This is a genomic window from Glycomyces buryatensis, assembly GCF_004912275.1.
GTDB lineage: Bacteria > Actinomycetota > Actinomycetes > Mycobacteriales > Micromonosporaceae > Glycomyces > Glycomyces buryatensis.
In genome coordinates, this window is sequence record NZ_STGY01000021.1 from 137,965 (window position 1) to 155,638 (window position 17,674).

Consider the following 17,674-nt stretch of genomic DNA (forward strand, 5'->3'; position numbering starts at 1 on the left):
CGGGCTCCCTGGACGGGTGCCCGGCCCCGCCGGATCAGGATTTCGCGGGTTGTTTCCGCTTCGGTTTCAGTTTGATCGCCGGATCGTTGTTCAGGCCGCGCCAGGTCGCCACGCAGATGGCGATCATGATCAGCGAGAACGGCAGGGCGGTCACGATCGAGACGGTCTGGAGCGCCACGATGCCGCCGACGACGAGCAGCGTAATGCCGACCAGGCCTTCCAGGGTCGCCCAGAACACCCGGGTCGGCTTGGGCGGCTCCAGGTTCCCGCCCGAGGCGAGCGTGTCGATCACCAGCGAGCCGGAGTCGGAGGAGGTCACGAAGAACGTGACGACCAGCAATGTCGCCAGCCCGGTGAGGAGCGGCGTGGCGGGGAGGCCGTCGAGGACCGCGAACAGCGCGGAGGCCTCGTCGAGGCCGAGAATGTCGGCCCCGCCCTGCGCCTGGTCGATCGCGGTGCCGCCGAGGACGGCGAACCACACGAACGAGATGGCGGTGGGCACGGCCAGGATGCCGAGGCAGAACTCGCGGACGGTGCGGCCGCGCGAGATGCGGGCGATGAACACGCCCACGAACGGCGCCCAGCTGATCCACCAGCCCCAGTAGAAGGCCGTCCAGGCCGCCTGGAAGCCGCCGGCCTCGGGGTAGCCGCTGTTCTCGGCCGGGTAGGCCCCGGCGTCCAGCGAGGTGCTGAGGATGTTCTGGAAGTAGTAGCCGATCGAGGTGAACAGCTCACGCAGCTGGAACAGCGTGGGTCCGGCGATGAAGACGAACACCAGCACCACGGCGGCCAGCACCATGTTGATGTTCGACAGCCACTTGATGCCCTTCTTGACGCCGGTCAGGACCGACCAGATCGCGATCGAGGTGACGACCGCGATGATGATGATCTGGGTGGCGTTCGTCTGGGTGGAGTCCTCCGGCGAGGAGGCGAGGCCGAGGGCGTCGAGTCCCGCGTTGATCTGCTGGGCGCCGAGTCCCAGGGAGGTCGCGACGCCGAACAGGGTCGCCACCACGGCGGTGATGTCGATCAGGTCGCCGATGGTGCCGCGCACGCGGTCGCCGAGGAGGGGTTCGAGCGTCCAACGCAGCGACAGCGGACGGCCCTTGCGGTGGGTGGCGTAGGCCAGGGCGAGTCCGACGACGATGTAGATCGCCCAGGCGTGGAAGCCCCAGTGCATGAACGAGGCGTGCATGGCATCGCGGGCGGCCGCCTCGGTCTCAGGAGAGGCGTAGGGCGGGGTCGCGTAGTGCGCCAAGGGCTCTGCCGCGCCCCAGAAGACCAGGCCGATGCCCATGCCCGCGCTGAACAGCATGGCGAACCAGGAGCCGCGGGAGAACTCGGGCTTCGCGTCGTCGGGGCCGAGCTTGATCCGGCCGAGCTTGGAGAAGCCGACCACGGCGGCGAAGACCACGAAGCCGAAGACCACGAAGAGGTAGTACCAGCCCAGTTTCTGGGTGATCCAGGTATTGATGTTGTCGAGGACGACCGAGAAGTCGGTCTCCTTCGTCTCCCCCTCGGCCGGTTCGGGGGTCTGCCACAGCGTTCCCACCAGCACGAAGGCCAGAATGATTGCGGCGCTTGGGTAGAAAACGCGAGGGGCGATGGCCTCTCGGGCCTTGGCGAACGCCGACTTTCTATGTTCGGTATCTGTCGAGGTCATTGTGTCCTAATTGGGTAGATGTAGGCACTTGGACCTTTTTCATCTTAGTGGTAGCGATCCGCCGCCGGACAACCGCGCGAAAACCGCTGCCGATCCTGGCGCCGCTCACTTCCTGATGCGGCGCAGCGGCGGCGGTTCGGTGTTCTCTCCGAGGATCCAGGGGACGATGCAGACCATGACGCCCGGCTCGTACTTGAGCTGGCGGCGGATCGCCTTCGTCGTCTGGTTGTGCAGCAGGTTGGTCACCCAGGGGAAGTAGTCGCCGGAGAAGCGACGGCGCTGCCGCCAGTGCCCGACCACGTATTCGGGCAGGTAGACGGTGACGATGTCGCGGGGCGCATTGGTGCGCATGGCCTTGACATAGTCGACGATCGGGCCGGTGATCTCGCGGTAGGGGGAGTCCACGATGGTCAGCGAGATCGGGATCTTGCGCTCCTCCCATTCGGCCAGCAGCGCCCGCGAGGAGGCCGCGTCCACATTGACAGTGAGGCCGGTGATGGTGTCGGGCCGGGTGGCCTTGGCGTAGGACAGCATCCGCATGAGCGGCCGGTTGACGCTGGAGACGAGGACGACCGCGTGGTTGCGGGTGGGCAGCTTCGGCTTGCCCTTGGGGAGGGCCAGGTCCGAGGCGACGGCGGCATAGTGGCGGGAGATGAACCACATGAGCCAGTAGCAGAACCCGATGATGAACACCGCGAACCATTCGCCGCGCCGCAAGTCGGTGAAGGCGACGATCGCCAGCACGATCGCGCAGACGACCACGGCGAGGGCGGCGGTGCGGCGGGCCCGGCGGGCGCGGGTGCGCCGCGCGGGGTCGCGTTCGACGCCCAGGACCCGGCGCCAGTGGCGGACCATCGCGGCGTTCGCCAGGATCATCGACAGGAACACGCCGACGATGTACAGGCCGATGAGGCCGTAGGTGGCGCCGCCGAAGGCGATGACGAGGACGATCGCGCTGGCGCCCAGGATGATGATGCCGTTGGAGTACACGAGCCGGTCGCCGCGCTTGTGGAGCTGGCGCGGCAGCAGGGAGTCCTGCGCGAAGATCGAGGCCAGCTGCGGGAAGCCGACGAACGCGGTGTTCGCGGCCAGCAGGAGCACCCCGGCGGTGGCGAGCATGAACGGCCAGACGGCGGCCGGGGACTCGTCGAAGACGGTGTTCGCGAGCTGGCCAATGAGCGGGTGCAACAGGTAGTCGTCGGCCTCGCCGGCCTCGACCGGGTCGGCGCTGGTGCGGGCCCCGATCAGGTGGGCCAGGACGACGATGCCCACGAACAGGGTGATGGTGGCGGCGCCGACGGCGGTGATCGCGGCGGCGGCGTTGCGGCCCCGGGGCGGGCGGAAGAAGCGGACGCGGGTGGTGAAGGTTTCGATGCCGGTGACGGCGACGGACCCGGCCGCGAAGGCGCGGGCGCAGAGCACGAACAGCGCCGCGGAGGTCCATTCGCGCGACTCTTCGGCGGCGGCCGCGTCCGCGGAGGCGGCCTGGATCGCCTCGCCGGCGCCGATGCGAATGAAGCCGACGAGGAGCATCGAGGCCATGCCGACGACGAAGGCGAGGGCGATGGCGGCGGCGATGCGTCCCGAGACGCGCAGGCCGCGGAGGTTGAACGCCATGATCGCGGCGATGACGACGGCGGCGGCGAGCTCACGCCAGTCCCTCAGGCTCGGCCACAGGACCGCCGCGGCGGCGATCGCGGCCGACACCGAGACGGCGACGGTGAGGATGTAGTCGAGGACGAGCGCGGCGGCGGCGAGCTTCCCGACTCCGGGCCCGAGGTTCGCGGTGACGACCCGGTAGTCGCCTCCGCCGCCCGGGTAGGCCTGCACCGTGTAGCGGTAGGAGGCGATGACCACGAGCATGACGGCGGCGACGGCCAGGCCGGTCCACACCGAGTAGGCGTAGGCGGCGGTGCCGGCGGCGCCGATGATGAGGAATACCTGCTCGGGCGCGTACGCGATGGAGGAAATCGGGTTCACGGCGAGCAGCGGGATGGCGTAGCGCTTGGACAGCTCAAGGGACTGCTGCCGCTCGCTGGTGAACGGCTCCCCCACCAGCAGGCGCTTGAAGACTGACAAGGACCGGGTCACAGCCGTAGCGTAACGCCCGGTTTCGAATCGCGAGCGCGGAGTTGATTCCATCCAGGACCCGGTCGGAGGCTTCCAGCTGCGGGTAGCGTGGGCGGCGGGAGCAGGGCCGCGCGCGGTATCGTCGCTCCGACGTAACAACGGGAGGGGTGCGCCAGGTGCACGTGGTGATCATGGGCTGCGGCCGCGTCGGGTCCTCGCTGGCGCGCAGCCTGGTGGAGCGGGGCCACACGATCGGGATCATCGATCAGGACCCCAAGGCGTTCCGCCGGCTCGGCCCCGACTTCGACGAGACGACCGTTCGCGGCGTCGGCTTCGACCGCGAGGTGCTGGCCAAGGCCGGCATCCAGCGGGCCGACGCGTTCGTGTCGGTCTCCTCCGGCGACAACTCGAACATCATCGCCGCCCGCGTCGCCCGCGAGAACTACGGCGTCCCCAACGTCATCGCCCGCATCTACGACCCGCAGCGCGCCAGCGTCTACGAGCGCCTCGGCATCCCCACCGTCGCGACGGTGCGCTGGACGGCCGACCGCCTGCTGCGCCACCTCATCCCGACCGACCAGCAGCCGCTGTGGCGCGACCCGACGGCGACGCTGTCGATGATCGAGGTCCTGTGCGACGAGGCCTGGGTCGGCGTGCCGCTGGCGACCCTGGAGCAGGCCACGGGCCACCGGGTCGCCTACATCAACCGCTTCGGCCGCGCCACGCTGCCGACGGCGTCGATGGTGCTGCAGGACGGCGACCAGGTCTTCATGCTGGTGGCCGACGACAGCGAGGCGAAGATCGCCGAGATCGCGGGCGCCGCCCCGCAAGGAGGGGTCTGATGCGCGTCGCAATCGCCGGAGCCGGCAATGTGGGCCGCTCCATCGCCGCCGAACTGGTCGGCAACGGCCACCAGGTCCTCTTGATCGAACGCGACCCCGAGGCCATGCGCCCCGAGCGCGTGCCCGAGGCCGAATGGCTCCTGGCCGACGCCTGCGAGCTGGAGAACCTGCGCCAGGCCCACCTGGAGAGCTGCGACGTGGCCGTCTCCGCGACGGGCGACGACAAGGTCAACCTCGTCGTGAGCCTGCTGGCCAAGACCGAGTTCGCCGTCCCGCGCGTGGTCGGGCGCGTCAACCGCGCCGAGAACGAGTGGCTGTTCAATGAGGAGTGGGGCGTCGACGTCTCGGTCTCCAAACCGCGCCTGCTGGCCGCCCTCGTCGAGGAGGCGGTGAGCGTCGGCGACCTGGTCAGGCTGCTGACCTTCCGCCAGTCCCAGGCGAACCTGGTCGAGATCACCCTCCCGCTGGACGCGCCGCACGTGGGCAGTGCCGTCGCCGACGTCCCGCTCCCGAGCGACGTCGCCATGGTGGCGATCATCCGCGGCCGCCGGGTCTTCGCCCCGTCCCCGGACGACACCCTCGAATCGGGCGACGAACTCGTCTTCGTCTGCCACGAGGACGCCGAGGACGCCGCCCGAGCGGTGATCCTGGGCAAGTCCCGCTGACGCGCTGAGCGCGTTCCGTTCCCTGTGGGTTTGCTCCGCAAGGCCTAACTGGCCTCCCGCGGGTCTTTACAGGTCGAACTAGGACAAGTTAGATTGATTGTGTTCAATGTCCCTATATATTGGGAGCGCAACCATGACAAGATCACCCAAATTCCGGCTCCGTCGAACGTTCATCGCTCTCGCGGCGATCCTCGTCGCCGGGGCCTCGGCCGCGCTGTTCGTGCAGCCGGCGTCTGGCCACGGCACCGCCATCGGGCCGTCCTCGCGCCAGTACTCCTGCTGGGAGCGGTGGGGCGACGACTTCCAGAATCCGGCCATGGAGACCGAGGACCCCATGTGCTGGGCCGCATGGCAGAACGATCCCAATGCAATGTGGAACTGGAACGGCCTCTACCGCGAGCAGGTCGGCGGCGACCACGAGGGGACCATCCCCGACGACCAGCTGTGCTCGGGCGGACAGACGGGGGGCACCCGGTACGCCCCGCTCGACGACCCCGGCGCATGGACGACCACCCAGGTCGAGGAGGACTTCACCTTCACCAACTGGGACCAGGCCAACCACGGCGCCGATTACTACCGCATCTACGTCACCACCGAGGGGTACGACGCCGCGGGCGACGCCCTCGACTGGGGCGACCTCGAACTGGTCGCCGAGACCGATGTCATCGCGCCCGGCGAGGGCGAGGCGGCCGAGGGCGGCGGGACCCTGGTCGATATCGACGTGTCGGCCCCCGGCCGCACGGGGCACCACGTGGTCTACATGATCTGGCAGGCCAGCCACTTCGACCAGACGTTCTACTCCTGCTCGGACGTCATGTTCGGCTAGGGGAGTCCGCGTATGAATCGCCGCGAAGCGGGGCCCGCCGATGGCCTCGGCGGGCCCCGCTTCGTCCTCATTGCACCGTCCCCATTTCGTCCAGGGCCTTTACAATTGGGAGCCGCGGACGTTACATTGAAGGTTCTCGATTTCTCAATTCATTGGGAGCGCTATCATGCTTAGAACGCGGAAACTCCGAAGATCACTGATCGTGATCGTCGCGGCCATGTTCGCCGCCGTGTCGGGGCTGGTGTTCATCCAGACCGCCTCCGGCCACGGCACCGCCACCACCCCGCCCGCGCGCCAGTACTCCTGCTGGGAGCGTTGGGGAGACGACCACCTGAATCCCGACATGGCCCAAGAGGACCCCATGTGCTGGCAGGCCTGGCAGGCCAACCCCAACACGATGTGGAACTGGAACGGCCTCCTGCGCGAGGGCCTGAACGACCAGCACGAGACCGCCATCCCCGACGGCCAGCTGTGCTCAGGCGGACACGCCGAGGGCGGCCGCTACAACTCCCTCGACGAGGTGGGTCCCTGGCACACCACACCGCTCGAAAACGACTTCACGCTCCATTACGAGGACACCGCCAGGCACGGCTCGGACTACTACTGGGTCTACGTGACGAAGCAGGGGTTCGATCCGACCACCGAAGCGCTGGGCTGGGGTGACCTCGAACGGGTGGTCACCACCGGCACCTACGAGCCCGGCGAAGCGGTCGACATCCCGGTGAGCGCCCCGGGCCGCACCGGCGCGCACATCGTCTACGTCGTCTGGCAGGCCAGCCACCTCGACCAGGCCTTCTACTCCTGCTCGGACGTCTGGTTCGGGGAGGGCGGCCCGACCGAGGAGCCGACCGACCCGACCGAGTCCCCCACCGATGAACCCACCGACGACCCGACCTCGGACGGCCCCACCACCGGAGAGCCCGCCGACCTCGCCTGCGAGGCCAGCGCGACGGTCTCCAGCTGGGGCTCGGGCGCCACGGTCCAGGTGACGGTCGCCGCCACCGGGGCACGCACGGTCAACTCGTGGATGCTCCACTGGGCCTGGGCGGACGGTTCGAACGTCGCGATCTCGAACATCTGGGGCGCTGAGCATTCCCAGATGGGCGGATTGGAGATGGCCGAGCCGGTCTCCTACAACCAGAAGATCAACGCGTCGGATACGGTCACGTTCGGCTTCAATGTCAGCGGATCGCTGACGTCGATGCCAGAAATGGACTGCCTACCCGCTTAGTGGACGCCTCCGGGCCGGCGCTCGCTCGTGCCGGTCCGGGGCTCTGCCACCGCAGGCTTCGCCTCGTCCTCGGAGTCGTCCGGAGCCGCGGCGCCGGACGCGTCGACCGGAGCGTCACCGGCCACCGCGGCGGCGGCCTCGACGTCCCTCATCTTGCGGCGCACGGCCCAGATCGTGAAGGCGGTCAATGCGATCGTGACAGGCCAGCCGCCGAACAGCGTCACCAGACCGAGCGCGCCGGAGTCCACGTAGTACAGCCACGCGCGCAGCGCGTTCTTGAGGAGGAACACCACGCCCCACAGGATCGTGATGCGGCTGAGCACGTCCACCAGCGGCTTGTTCTGCCGCCATTCCTTCTTGCCGCCCTGGGCGACGATGGCGTAGATCCAGCCGATCACCGGGTGGCGCACCAGGGCCGAGACGATGAGCAGGACCCCGTAGATCCCGCCCTGGATGATGCCGGGCAGGTAGAAGTTGCGGGCGTCTTCGCTGCGCCAGGCCAGCCAGGCGCCGAGCGCGATCCCGAACAGGCCGTTGAGGGCGTGGCGCATCGATTCCTTGCGGGCGGCCCGCCAGGCGGCGATGCCCAGCGCGCTGGCGGCCGCGATGATGATGGCCCACTGGAGCCCGGTGAGCGGCCCCATCTGCTCGGGCAGGAGCGGGTTGAGGATGACGAACAGCGTGATGGGAACGGCGGCCTCGACCACGCCCTTGACGCCCCCGAGCTGCTGCGAGAGCTGCTCGGTGAACGGCGGGAGCTCGTCCGGGTCGGTGCGGGCGGGCGTCTCGGTGCTCAAGGCGTGCCTTCCAGGTCGCTTTCGGCCTTAGGGCCGCAGTTCATAGGTCGGGTTGTAGATCACCAGGGAGCCGTCAGCGCGCTGGGCGACTCGCCCGCGCGCCGTGATCCTGGTCCCGGCCTCCAAACCCACGATACGCCGCCGACCCATCCAGACCAGGTGCACCTGGCCGGTGCCGTCGAAGAGCTCCGCCTCGACGGACGGGGAACGGCCGTCGGTGCGCAGCACGACCGCCCTCAGGCGCCCGGCCACGGCCACCTGCTGGCGCGGCTCGACCTGGTCGACGGGGGTGGTGTCGCCGGCGCCGGTGCGCCGGACGTCCTCGGCGAACAGTTCCTGCGACGGGGCGGCCAGCCGCCTGAGCCAGCCGGTGACCTTTCGTTTCGCGTCCTCACCGGAAGCCACGTCGCGCCCTAATGCCGACGCGGGCGCGGCGAGGGTTTGCGGCGGACGGCGGGCTTGGGGGTGTCGCCGGCCGCGACGATGGCGCGGGAGCCGTCGCCGCCTTCGGCCTTGCGCTGCGCGATGCGCTGGGCGGCTTCCTCTGCCATCTTGGGCGGCAGTTTCAGCGGGAGCGGTTCACGCACCGGCATGGCGGACGAACCGCGGTCGACCACGAGGTTGCGCAGGGCCTCATCGAGTTCGGGGGCGGCGTCCTCATCGGTGGCGCGCTTGCCCTGGAAGGTGGCCTGGACGAACCAGCGGGGGCCGTCGACGCCGACGAAGCGCACGGTGTTCGTGCCCTTCTTGGTGGAGAGCTTGGCGAGGATCTCGGTGCCCCAGCGGCCCTCGATCTCCTGGGTCTGGCCGCCCTGGCCGGTGACCTGGCCGCTGAGCTCTTCGCGCATCTCCTCCCAGATGCCTTCGGAGCGGGGTGCGGCGCGCACCAGCAGCTGGAGCGCGGAGGCTCCGGTGGTGAGCAGGACCTGGCTGATATTGCCCTTTGCGTCCGTCTGGGCCTGGAAGCCCACGCCCTTGGGTACGGGCAGTCGGATCGCTCCCAGATCGATGCGCCGCACGTCGTCCTCTGGGGCGTCGGCGAGGTCGAAGGGGCCTTCGGTGGTCTCACGGACGACCTCTTCGCCGCTTTCGGCCAGTGAGTCGAGGACGGCGCCTTCGCTGGGGCGCTGCTTCTTCGACGACCGTCGCCGTCTAAACACGTTCGCTCTCCTCTTCGAGTCGGCGGTGACCGCCGGTTGACCCGTGACCGCCGGTTCCGCGCTGGGTCGCGGTCAGTTCCGCGACTTCGGTGAAGCTGGCTCGTACTACCGGTTGGATAACCAATTGTGCGACACGGTCCCCGCGCTCGATGACGGCGGTCCGCTCCGGGTCGAGGTTGACGAGGTTGATCTTGATCTCACCGCGGTAGCCGGAGTCGATGGTGCCGGGGGCGTTGGCGATGGTGACGCCGAGGCGGTGGGCCAGGCCGGAGCGGGGATTGGTGTATCCGACGTAGCCGTCGGGGATGGCCACCGCGACCCCGGTCGGAACGAGGGCGCGGTCGCCGGGGGCGAGGGCGACGCCCTCGGCGGCGTAGAGGTCGGCCCCGGCGTCGCCGGGATTGGCGTAGGCGGGGATGGGCAGGTCGGGATCGAGCCGCCTGATGGCGACCGGCACGTCGTGGTTCACGGTGTTCTGTCTCCTCTCGGACGAGGGATATGGTCTCAGATATGAGGAGTCGGGAACGGTACGCCGAGCGCATGGCCATGCCGTGGCTGGGTTGGCCGGCCGTGATCGCGTGCGCCGTGATCGCCGCCGCTTTGTCGAATATGGGAGACCTGCGCTGGTGGCGGGTGACCGCCAGCGTGCTGATCTTCGCGGCCCCGCTGGTGGGGGCCTGGTGGATGGGTCGAGTGCCGGTGCGGGTGGTCGAGACCGACGACGAGGTGTGGTTGCACGTCGACGACGCGAAACTGCCCATGTCGGTGGTCTCCGACGTCGAGGTGCTGGACCGGACGGCCTACGCGGACGCGCTGCGCGTCGCCCTGCATCCCCTGGCGTTCGTGGTGCAGCGGCCGTGGATCTCCCGGGGCGTGCGGATCGTGCTCGACGACCCTCAGGACCCGACCCCGTACTGGGTGGTGTCCTCCCGCAACCCCGAGGGGCTGCGGGAGGCACTGACGGCCTCGCGCGAGCGCGAGGCCGTCTGATCGAAGATGCGAGACCTAGGGCCTGTCGTGTGGGTCCGGGCGAGGCTGAATCCGAGTCCATTTGTTCGCTCGCAAGGCGGAAGGGCCTCCAGATCCCGGTGTTGGATCTGGAGGTCCGACAACGAAGCGAGCGAAAAATGGGCCGGATACAGCCCGTTCGGATCCACACGACAGGCCCACGGGGATGGTTCGAACCCCTAGGGCCAGGCGACGCGCCTTAGGGCTAGGCGCAGTCCTTGCAGATCGGTTGCCCGTTCTTCTCCTTGGCGAACTGGCTCCGGTGGTGTACCAGGAAACAGCTGCCGCATCGGAACTCATCAGCCTGCATCGGCAGGACTTTGACCGAGAGCTCCTCGTCGCTGATGTCGGCCCCAGGCAGTTCGAAATTCTCCGCTACCTCGGCCTCATCGACGTCGACCGACCCGGTCTGATCGCTGCGGCCCTTGGCGAGCGCCTCGATGCTGTCGGCGCCGCCGGTCTGCTCTTCCTTGTCCCGGCGCGGGGCGTCGTAGTCGGTTGCCATCGTCTTCCACTCCCATTGGTTTCTTTTGGCACAGGCGTCGAGCGGGGCGACTCCGAGGGCTGCGGCGGGTGTACCGCGGAGGCTTTTTCGGTGACGCTCGGTTCGACTTCGGTTTCCTGACGGGTTCTGTTCCGTCCTTGCAGGCGGCGTACCTTACCGCGTGCAGTCCATTGCTATACACCATGTCGCTCGCTTTTTCATCCCTATTGTGGCGAGAAACACTTCTGTGGCGAGGGCAGCGAGTGTACCGCCTCTCGCCTGCGAACTCGACCCGCGCACGATAGCCTTTGGTCTACATCGACACTCGGGGAGGCCGCCGTGCGAATAGCTCGCATCCGCGCTTTGACGTTTTTGGTTGCGTTGGCGCTGCTCGCGGGCGTGATCACGGTCTGGGCTATTAGGAACGACTCACAGCTGTCCGCCAACGGCGGCGACTGCGAGCCGGGCGCGGTCGAGATCAAGACGTCCCCGATCCCCGACCCCTCGGAGATCGACGTGGTCGTGCTCAACGGGACCGACCGGACCGGGCTCGGCGACCAGGCGGCGAGCCAGTTGGAGGACCGCGGCTTCAACGTCGTGGAGGTCGGCGACACCGAGGAGACATTCGACGGCTCCGCCCTGGTCAGGTTCGGACCCGGGCAGTACGCCGCCGGAATTCACACCCATGCGTACTTCTACCAGGGCCGTGACGGGTTCGACCTGGAATGGGAGGAACCGATCACCGTGGTGCTCGGCGACGCCTTCAAGGAGGTCCGATCGACCTCGGATGCACGCCAGTCGTTCGCGCAGAGCGGCGGCATCACGGCGCCCGAGGGCACCTGCACGGTAGAATAGATCGCCGTCACCCCGAACCAGCGATATTGCCACTGAAAATGCGGAAACACAGCTCGAAACGACAGCACGGACGGGCCGAAGCCGATTTTCGGCGTTACAATTCACGCCTGCCCGGTCGTGTTCCGACCTGGGCTGCCGACCTAATATTCCAATGCTCACCCAACATGGAGCCCGGCTGCGCCGTGCCCGCCATTGCCTCGGAAGGTTGCTCGTGACTGACGCACGTCCCAACGGCACCGACGTCAATTCATTGACCGACTCATTGCTCGCTCTTGCCCGTGAGAGTGACGGTCAATTGACGTCAGCGAAGGTCGCTCAGGTCTTGGAGTCGGTGCAGGCCTCTCCTGCCGAAGGCAAGAAGGTCCTGCGCGCCTTGGCCGAAGCCGACGTCACCGTCGTCGTCGACGGCTCCTCCTCGCACCGCAAGCGCGTCCCCGCCGCCCGCACCGCCACTTCGTCCCGCACCGCGACGGCGAAGACCGCGAAGAAGGCCGTCAAGAAGACCGCCGCGAAGAAAGCCGAGCCGTCCGATGACGGCGAGAGCGCCGACAACGGTGACGACACCGCCAAGAAGACCGTCAAGAAGACCGCCGCGAAGAAGACCGCCAAGAAGGCGGTGAAGAAGACCGCCGCCAGGAAGGCCACCGCGAAGTCCGCTGACGCGGACGAGCCGTCCGACACTGAGCTGTCCAACGACGTACTCGCCGAGGCCGCCGCCGCGAGGCCGGCCAAGAAGGCCACCCGCAAGAAGGCCGCGAAGAAGGCCGCCGCGGGCAAGAAGTCGTCCAAGAAAGACGGCGACGACCCCGACGAGAACGACTTCGAGTGGGACGAAGAGGACTCCGAGGCGCTCAAGCAGGCGCTCAAGCAGGCGCGCAAGGACGCCGAGATGACGGCCTCGGCCGACTCGGTCCGCGCCTACCTCAAGCAAATCGGCAAGGTGCCGCTGCTGAACGCGGCCCAGGAGGTCGAGCTCGCCAAGCGCATCGAGGCCGGGCTGTACGCCGTCGAGCGCCTCAAGCAGATGCGCGAAGCCGGCGAGGACATCCCGACCCAGGTCCGACGCGACCTGGAGTGGATCGTCCGCGACGGCGACCGCGCCAAGGACCACCTCCTCGAGGCGAACCTCCGCCTGGTCGTATCGCTCGCCAAGCGCTACACCGGCCGCGGCATGGCGTTCCTGGACCTGATCCAGGAGGGCAACCTCGGCCTCATCCGCGCCGTCGAGAAGTTCGACTACACCAAGGGCTACAAGTTCTCCACGTACGCCACCTGGTGGATCCGGCAGGCCATCACCCGCGCCATGGCCGACCAGGCACGGACCATCCGTATACCAGTCCACATGGTCGAGGTCATCAACAAGCTCGGCCGCATACAGCGTGAGCTTCTTCAGGATCTCGGCCGCGAGCCCAGCCCCGACGAGCTGGCCAAGGAAATGGACATCTCCCCGGAGAAGGTCCTGGAAATCCAGCAGTACGCGCGCGAGCCGATCAGCCTGGACCAGACCATCGGCGACGAGGGCGACAGCCAGCTCGGCGACTTCATCGAGGACTCCGAGGCGATCGTCGCGGTCGACGCGGTCTCCTTCTCGCTCTTGCAGGGTCAGCTCCAGCAGGTGCTCCAGACCCTGTCCGAGCGCGAGGCCGGCGTGGTGCGCCTGCGCTTCGGGCTCACCGACGGCCAGCCGCGCACGCTCGACGAGATCGGACAGGTCTACGGCGTCACGCGCGAGCGGATCCGCCAGATCGAGTCGAAGACGATGTCGAAGCTGCGGCACCCGTCGCGCTCGCAGGTGCTGCGCGACTACCTCGACTAGGAACCACTCTCCACTTTGGATGACGGCGGCCGATCCGTATCACCCGTTCGGGTCGGGCGCCGATCGCCCGGCCGGGTTGTCGTTTGACGCGGTGTGGGCTACGGTGTGGAACAACTATCGCGAACCGCGGTCGAAGTGAGCCGAGTCTCACTGAGACGGTTTGGGGAAGAGGTAGTACAGTGCAGGCGTTGATCGGGAAGAGCCGGTCAACAGGTCGGCAAAGGAAACAACGACTACCGAACGCAGCGGAGGACCTGGTATGACATCCACCCTGACGCCCCCGCCCTTGACGGAGGAACGTCCGATCGCGGGCGAGCGCTGCGATCGGTGTAGCGCCGCGGCGAAGCTTCGCGTAACGCTTGCGGAAGACATCGACCTCGTCTTCTGCGGCCACCACGCGAATCAGTACGCCGAGAAGCTGGTACCGATCGCCATCGACTTCAATGCCGACCCCGAATTCGAGTGGCGCGGCAGCGACCTTATGACCTCGGAGAACTAGCGCGCAATAAGACTTGAGGAAAGGCCCGGACGACAAGCCGTCCGGGCCTTTTCGCACGTCCGGGAAATCCGTCGAGAAGGCGATGACGCCGCTTGCGTCGCGGGCTCCGCCCGCCAGGGCGAAACGACGGGGGACGGGCGCCGCGGCGCCCGCCCCCCGTCGTTTCGCTTACCAGGAACGGATAGTCGCGATCCGTTCCTCCAGTTGCTCGATGGTCGCCTGGGCCGACGGCGGGCCCCCGCAGCTGGAGCGGAGCTTCGCGTGGATCTTCCCGTGAGGTTCGCTTGTAGCGAACGAACGGGCGGCCACCAGAGCGTTCAACTGCTTCCGCAGCTTCAACCGCCGCTGCGCGTTCGTCATCGTCGGCTCGGCCGCCGGCTTCGCCGCCGTCGCCGTGGCCGTCGACTGCTTCTGCTTCGCCATCTGCTCCCGCTGGCGCTTCTGGAGCAGCAGGTGCACCTGATCGGGCGTCAGCAGGCCCGGCAGGCCCAGGTACTCCTGCTCCTCGGCGCTGCCCGACTGCACCGGCAGCCCGAACGAGCCGCCGTCGAAGATGACCTGGTCCAGCTCCGCGCTCGACTCCAGCGTCTCGCGCTGGCCGCCCAGCTCGGTGCCCTCGTTGAGCTGCCGCTGCGCCTGCTCCAGCAGGTCCTCGGGGTCGTCGTCCTCGGCCTTGGGCTTGATGACGTGGTCCCGGTCGGCCTCCAGGTTCTCCGCCAGCGCCAGCAGCGGGATCACGCTGGGCAGGAACACCGAAGCCGTCTCGCCGGGCCTCCGCGAGCGCACGAAGCGGCCGATGGCCTGCGCGAAGTACAGCGGGGTCTGCGCGTTCGTGGCGTACACGCCGACCGCCAGGCGCGGAATGTCGACGCCCTCGGACACCATGCGGACCGCGACCATCCACTCGTCCTCGGAGGCGGCGAACTTCGCGATCCGGTCCGAGGATCCGGCGTCGTCGGAGAGGACGATGACCGCGCTCTTCCCGGTGACGCGCTTGAGGATTCCGGCGTAGGCACGGGCGGTGTTCTGGTCGGAGGCGATGATGAGCCCGCCGGCGTCGGGGATGCCCGCCGCCCGCAGGTTGGACAGCCGCCGGTCGGCCGCTCCGATGACCTGCTTGATCCACTCCCCCTCGGGGTCGAGGGCGGTCCGCCAGGCCTGGGCGGTGAGGTCCTTGGTCAGCGGCTGGCCCAGCCGCACGTTCAGTTCGTCGCCGGCGCTGGAGCGCCATTTGGCCTGTCCGGAGTAGGCCATGAACATGACGGGGCGGACGACGCCGTCGGCGAGCGCGTCCCGGTAGCCGTAGAGCGCGTCGGCGCGCGAGCGCTTGGCGCCCTCGGCGTCCTCCTCGTACTCCACGAACGGGATCGGGTTGGCGTCGGAGCGGAACGGGGTGCCGGTGAGCGCCAGGCGGCGCTCGGCCTCGTCGAAGGCGGTCATGACGCCGTCGCCCCAGGTTCGGGCGTCGCCGGCGTGGTGGATCTCGTCCAGGATCACGAGGGTGCGGCGGGCCAGGGTGCGGCGGCGGTGGACGGCCGGGTCGGCGCCGATCTGGGCGTAGGTGAGGACCACGCCGTGGTAGTCGGCGGCACTGTGGACATCGGCGTTGCGGAAGGCCGGGTCGAGCTGGATGCCGAAGCGGGCCGCGGCGTCGGACCACTGGGTCTTGAGGTGCTCGGTGGGGGCGACGACGGTCACGGTGTCGACGGTGCCGTCGGCGAGCAGGTCATAGGCGATGCGAAGCGCGAAGGTGGTCTTGCCGGCTCCGGGTGTTGCCACGGCGAGGAAGTCCCGTGTCTGATCCCGGTGGTAGGCGACCATCGCTTTGCGCTGCCAGACCCGAAGCGAGGGAAGCGATTCGGGTGGGGCGGCCGGGATCATGCGGGCTCCTTACGGACGGTCGGCGGACCCGGTCGATTCTAAGGGGCGAGGCGGGTCACGTTCACCGCTCCAGCAGGATGGTGGTGGGTCCGACGTTGACGCTGGATACGCGCATCATCGCGCCGAACGTTCCGGTCTCGACGTGAGCGCCCAGGCCGCGCAGGGCGGCGGCGACGGCCTCGACCAGGGGTTCGGCGACCGGACCGGGGGCGGCTCCGTTCCAGGACGGGCGGCGGCCCTTGCGGGAGTCCGCGTAGAGGGTGAACTGGCTGACCAGGAGAATCGGTGCGTCCAGATCGGACGCCGACTGCTCGTCCTCCATGATTCTCAGCTTCCAGATCTTCTCGGCCATCCACTTCACCTGGTCGGGTCCATCCGTATGGGTGATACCGACCAGGACGAGCAGGCCGTCCCGGATCGCTCCGACGCCGGCGCCCTCGACGGTGACTTCGGCTTCGCTGACGGTCTGCACAACGGCTTTCATGCGGACGATCATCGCCTACCGCTTCGGCGTAGGCTCGAAGGGTGGGACGGCGTGAGAAGGCAACCAGCATCACGGATGCGCGCACCTCGCTCGACGAGGAGCGCCGCTACCGGACCATCCGCTACGTCGTCATGATGGGCGTCCGCGTCGTCCTGCTGGTGGCGTGCGGCATCCTGGTGATCCTCGAGGCGCCCCTGCTGTGGCTGTGGCTCCCGCTCGGCTTCATCGGCATGGCGGTGCTGCCGTGGCTGGCCGTGTCGCTGGCGAACGACAGTCTCCCGCAGGACCGCCCGGGCGTGTTCCACCGCCGCCAGCGCAGGGCCGAGACGCTCGAGGCGCCAGAACATCGCATGCTCGATTCCGAATAATCGCCGGTCTCGTGGCAGACTTGGGTGATCTTGTCCGCGACATAGGAGTGAGACCCGTGAGCGAGCTTCCCACCACCGGTGGTTCGACAATGCTCGACGAGCAGACCGAGACCAAGCCGAACTTCGTCTACGAGGATGGCGATGAGGAGCGCTTCTCGCACTATGTGCCGAAGGACAAGCTCATGGCCGCAATGGTCGACGGCGTCCCGGTGAAGGCACTGTGCGGGAAGATGTGGGTGCCCACACGCGACCCCGAGCGCTTCCCGATCTGCCCCAGCTGCAAGGAGATCTACGAGTCGATGCGAAAGTAGTCCTCGTCGCCATCGTTGTTGGAGACGGTATGTGATCGGGCTCTACCTGCTATAACGCACAGGTGGAGCCTTTTTCTATGAGTCTGGTGGCCGAACTGGTCGGTACCGCCGTGTTCGCCGCATCGGGCGCTTCGGCCGCGATCGGCAAGAGACTCGACATGTTCGGCATCGTCGTCATCGGGGTGATCACCGCGCTCGGCGGCGGGATGCTCCGCGACATCCTCATCGGCGCGCCGCCCCTGGTGCTCACCGACTGGCGCTACCCGACCGTGGCCATGTTCGCGGCCGGGGTGGTGTTCTGGATCCACCCGACGCTCTCGCGGGTGCGCATGACGATGCTGGTCCTGGACGCGGCCGGGTTGGCCCTGTTCACGGTGGTGGGGACCGCGAAGGGCCTCGACTACGGTTTCTCGCCCTACGCGGCTTGCATCGTTGGAGTACTCTCCGGAGTCGGCGGTGGCCTTCTGCGCGATCTGCTCACTCAGGAGATACCGGCGGTGCTGCGGTCGGACTTCTACGCCCTGGCCGCGACGATCGGCGCGATCGTCGAGGTGGTGGGGCAGCGGTGGGAGTCGCAGATCGGCTCGGCCACGCTGACGACCATCGCGGTGGCGACGATCTTTGTTGTCCGGCTGGTGGCCATTTGGTTTCGGTGGGAGGCACCGAAACCGAAATTCTGATGCTGTCTCCCGGGTTCGTGCCACCCTTCGCGCT

Annotated in this window: 20 protein-coding genes; 11 read left to right on the forward strand and 9 right to left on the reverse strand. The window is 68.1% G+C overall.

Translation table 11 applies throughout. The features are described from left to right. Positions 1–34: 34 nt before the first annotated feature. On the reverse strand, positions 35–1,663 hold the full coding sequence (locus tag FAB82_RS05585; protein ID WP_136533552.1) for a BCCT family transporter: 1,629 nt from the start codon (positions 1,661–1,663) through the stop codon (positions 35–37). A gap of 105 nt (positions 1,664–1,768) precedes the next feature. Continuing rightward, positions 1,769–3,754 (reverse strand): APC family permease, encoded by a 1,986-nt coding sequence (locus FAB82_RS05590; RefSeq protein ID WP_136533553.1) that lies wholly within the window; start codon positions 3,752–3,754, stop codon positions 1,769–1,771. 155 nt (positions 3,755–3,909) lie between these two features. Here FAB82_RS05590 and FAB82_RS05595 point away from each other — a divergent pair, with 155 nt between their 5' ends. From FAB82_RS05595 to FAB82_RS05610, 4 genes are all read left to right on the forward strand, one after another. Further along, a complete protein-coding gene (locus FAB82_RS05595; protein WP_136533608.1) occupies positions 3,910–4,575 on the forward strand; it encodes a potassium channel family protein in 666 nt (221 codons plus the stop codon). Then, positions 4,575–5,240 carry a potassium channel family protein gene (locus FAB82_RS05600; RefSeq protein WP_136533554.1) on the forward strand — a complete coding sequence of 222 codons (666 nt, stop codon included), beginning with the start codon at positions 4,575–4,577 and terminating at the stop codon, positions 5,238–5,240. The genes FAB82_RS05595 and FAB82_RS05600 overlap by 1 nt, the downstream gene beginning before the upstream one ends. Before the next feature lie 133 nt (positions 5,241–5,373). Continuing rightward, entirely contained in the window at positions 5,374–6,066 is a 693-nt protein-coding gene (locus FAB82_RS05605; protein ID WP_136533555.1) for a lytic polysaccharide monooxygenase auxiliary activity family 9 protein, read from the forward strand. A gap of 166 nt (positions 6,067–6,232) precedes the next feature. Then, positions 6,233–7,297, forward strand: a complete 1,065-nt coding sequence (locus FAB82_RS05610) for a lytic polysaccharide monooxygenase (RefSeq protein WP_136533556.1) — start codon at positions 6,233–6,235, stop codon at positions 7,295–7,297. Here the strand turns inward: FAB82_RS05610 and FAB82_RS05615 are convergent. From FAB82_RS05615 to dut, 4 genes are read right to left on the reverse strand one after another with little or no spacing between them, the layout of a single operon-like run. Next, positions 7,294–8,094 carry a DUF3159 domain-containing protein gene (locus FAB82_RS05615; protein ID WP_136533557.1) on the reverse strand — a complete coding sequence of 267 codons (801 nt, stop codon included), beginning with the start codon at positions 8,092–8,094 and terminating at the stop codon, positions 7,294–7,296. The two genes, FAB82_RS05610 and FAB82_RS05615, sit on opposite strands and share 4 nt — an antisense overlap. A gap of 27 nt (positions 8,095–8,121) precedes the next feature. Then, positions 8,122–8,499: an OB-fold nucleic acid binding domain-containing protein gene (locus FAB82_RS05620; protein WP_136533558.1), complete on the reverse strand. Its 378-nt coding sequence runs from the start codon at positions 8,497–8,499 to the stop codon at positions 8,122–8,124. 8 nt (positions 8,500–8,507) lie between these two features. Continuing rightward, positions 8,508–9,254 (reverse strand): DUF3710 domain-containing protein, encoded by a 747-nt coding sequence (locus tag FAB82_RS05625; protein ID WP_136533559.1) that lies wholly within the window; start codon positions 9,252–9,254, stop codon positions 8,508–8,510. After that, positions 9,247–9,723, reverse strand: a complete 477-nt coding sequence (gene dut / locus FAB82_RS05630; RefSeq protein WP_136533560.1) for a dUTP diphosphatase — start codon at positions 9,721–9,723, stop codon at positions 9,247–9,249. Before dut ends, FAB82_RS05625 begins: the two co-directional genes overlap by 8 nt. A 41-nt stretch (positions 9,724–9,764) precedes the next feature. On the opposite strand from dut, the gene FAB82_RS05635 reads away from it, so the two are divergent. Continuing rightward, positions 9,765–10,244 carry a DUF3093 domain-containing protein gene (locus tag FAB82_RS05635; RefSeq protein WP_211116393.1) on the forward strand — a complete coding sequence of 160 codons (480 nt, stop codon included), beginning with the start codon at positions 9,765–9,767 and terminating at the stop codon, positions 10,242–10,244. Positions 10,245–10,467: 223 nt separating this feature from the next. Here the strand turns inward: FAB82_RS05635 and FAB82_RS05640 are convergent, their stop codons facing one another. Then, a complete protein-coding gene (locus tag FAB82_RS05640; protein ID WP_136533562.1) occupies positions 10,468–10,767 on the reverse strand; it encodes a DUF4193 domain-containing protein in 300 nt (99 codons plus the stop codon). A gap of 342 nt (positions 10,768–11,109) precedes the next feature. Between FAB82_RS05640 and FAB82_RS05645 the strand changes: the two genes are divergently transcribed. The 3 genes from FAB82_RS05645 to FAB82_RS05655 all read left to right on the forward strand — a co-directional run bounded on the left by FAB82_RS05645 (position 11,110) and on the right by FAB82_RS05655 (position 13,916). Next, a complete protein-coding gene (locus tag FAB82_RS05645; RefSeq protein WP_168801431.1) occupies positions 11,110–11,601 on the forward strand; it encodes a LytR C-terminal domain-containing protein in 492 nt (163 codons plus the stop codon). A 211-nt stretch (positions 11,602–11,812) separates the two neighbouring features. After that, positions 11,813–13,417: an RNA polymerase sigma factor gene (locus FAB82_RS05650; protein ID WP_136533564.1), complete on the forward strand. Its 1,605-nt coding sequence runs from the start codon at positions 11,813–11,815 to the stop codon at positions 13,415–13,417. Between the two features lie 259 nt (positions 13,418–13,676). Beyond that, the gene (locus FAB82_RS05655) at positions 13,677–13,916 is read left to right on the forward strand and encodes a DUF7455 domain-containing protein (RefSeq protein ID WP_136533565.1); all 240 of its coding nucleotides are present in this window, start codon (positions 13,677–13,679) and stop codon (positions 13,914–13,916) included. Positions 13,917–14,084: 168 nt separating this feature from the next. On the opposite strand, the gene FAB82_RS05660 is transcribed toward FAB82_RS05655, so the two are convergent. Together FAB82_RS05660 and dtd are read right to left on the reverse strand one after the other, a co-directional pair. Then, positions 14,085–15,797 (reverse strand): DEAD/DEAH box helicase, encoded by a 1,713-nt coding sequence (locus tag FAB82_RS05660; protein ID WP_136533566.1) that lies wholly within the window; start codon positions 15,795–15,797, stop codon positions 14,085–14,087. Positions 15,798–15,858: 61 nt separating this feature from the next. Next, positions 15,859–16,281, reverse strand: a complete 423-nt coding sequence (gene dtd / locus FAB82_RS05665) for a D-aminoacyl-tRNA deacylase (RefSeq protein ID WP_136533567.1) — start codon at positions 16,279–16,281, stop codon at positions 15,859–15,861. A gap of 41 nt (positions 16,282–16,322) precedes the next feature. Between dtd and FAB82_RS05670 the strand changes: the two genes are divergently transcribed. The 3 genes from FAB82_RS05670 (at position 16,323) to FAB82_RS05680 (ending at position 17,640) form a co-directional block, all read left to right on the forward strand. Beyond that, the gene (locus FAB82_RS05670; RefSeq protein WP_136533568.1) at positions 16,323–16,649 is read left to right on the forward strand and encodes a DUF3099 domain-containing protein; all 327 of its coding nucleotides are present in this window, start codon (positions 16,323–16,325) and stop codon (positions 16,647–16,649) included. 89 nt (positions 16,650–16,738) lie between these two features. Then, the gene (locus tag FAB82_RS05675; protein WP_136533609.1) at positions 16,739–16,960 is read left to right on the forward strand and encodes a DUF3039 domain-containing protein; all 222 of its coding nucleotides are present in this window, start codon (positions 16,739–16,741) and stop codon (positions 16,958–16,960) included. A 77-nt stretch (positions 16,961–17,037) separates the two neighbouring features. Then, positions 17,038–17,640: a trimeric intracellular cation channel family protein gene (locus FAB82_RS05680; RefSeq protein ID WP_136533569.1), complete on the forward strand. Its 603-nt coding sequence runs from the start codon at positions 17,038–17,040 to the stop codon at positions 17,638–17,640. Positions 17,641–17,674 lie beyond the last annotated feature (34 nt).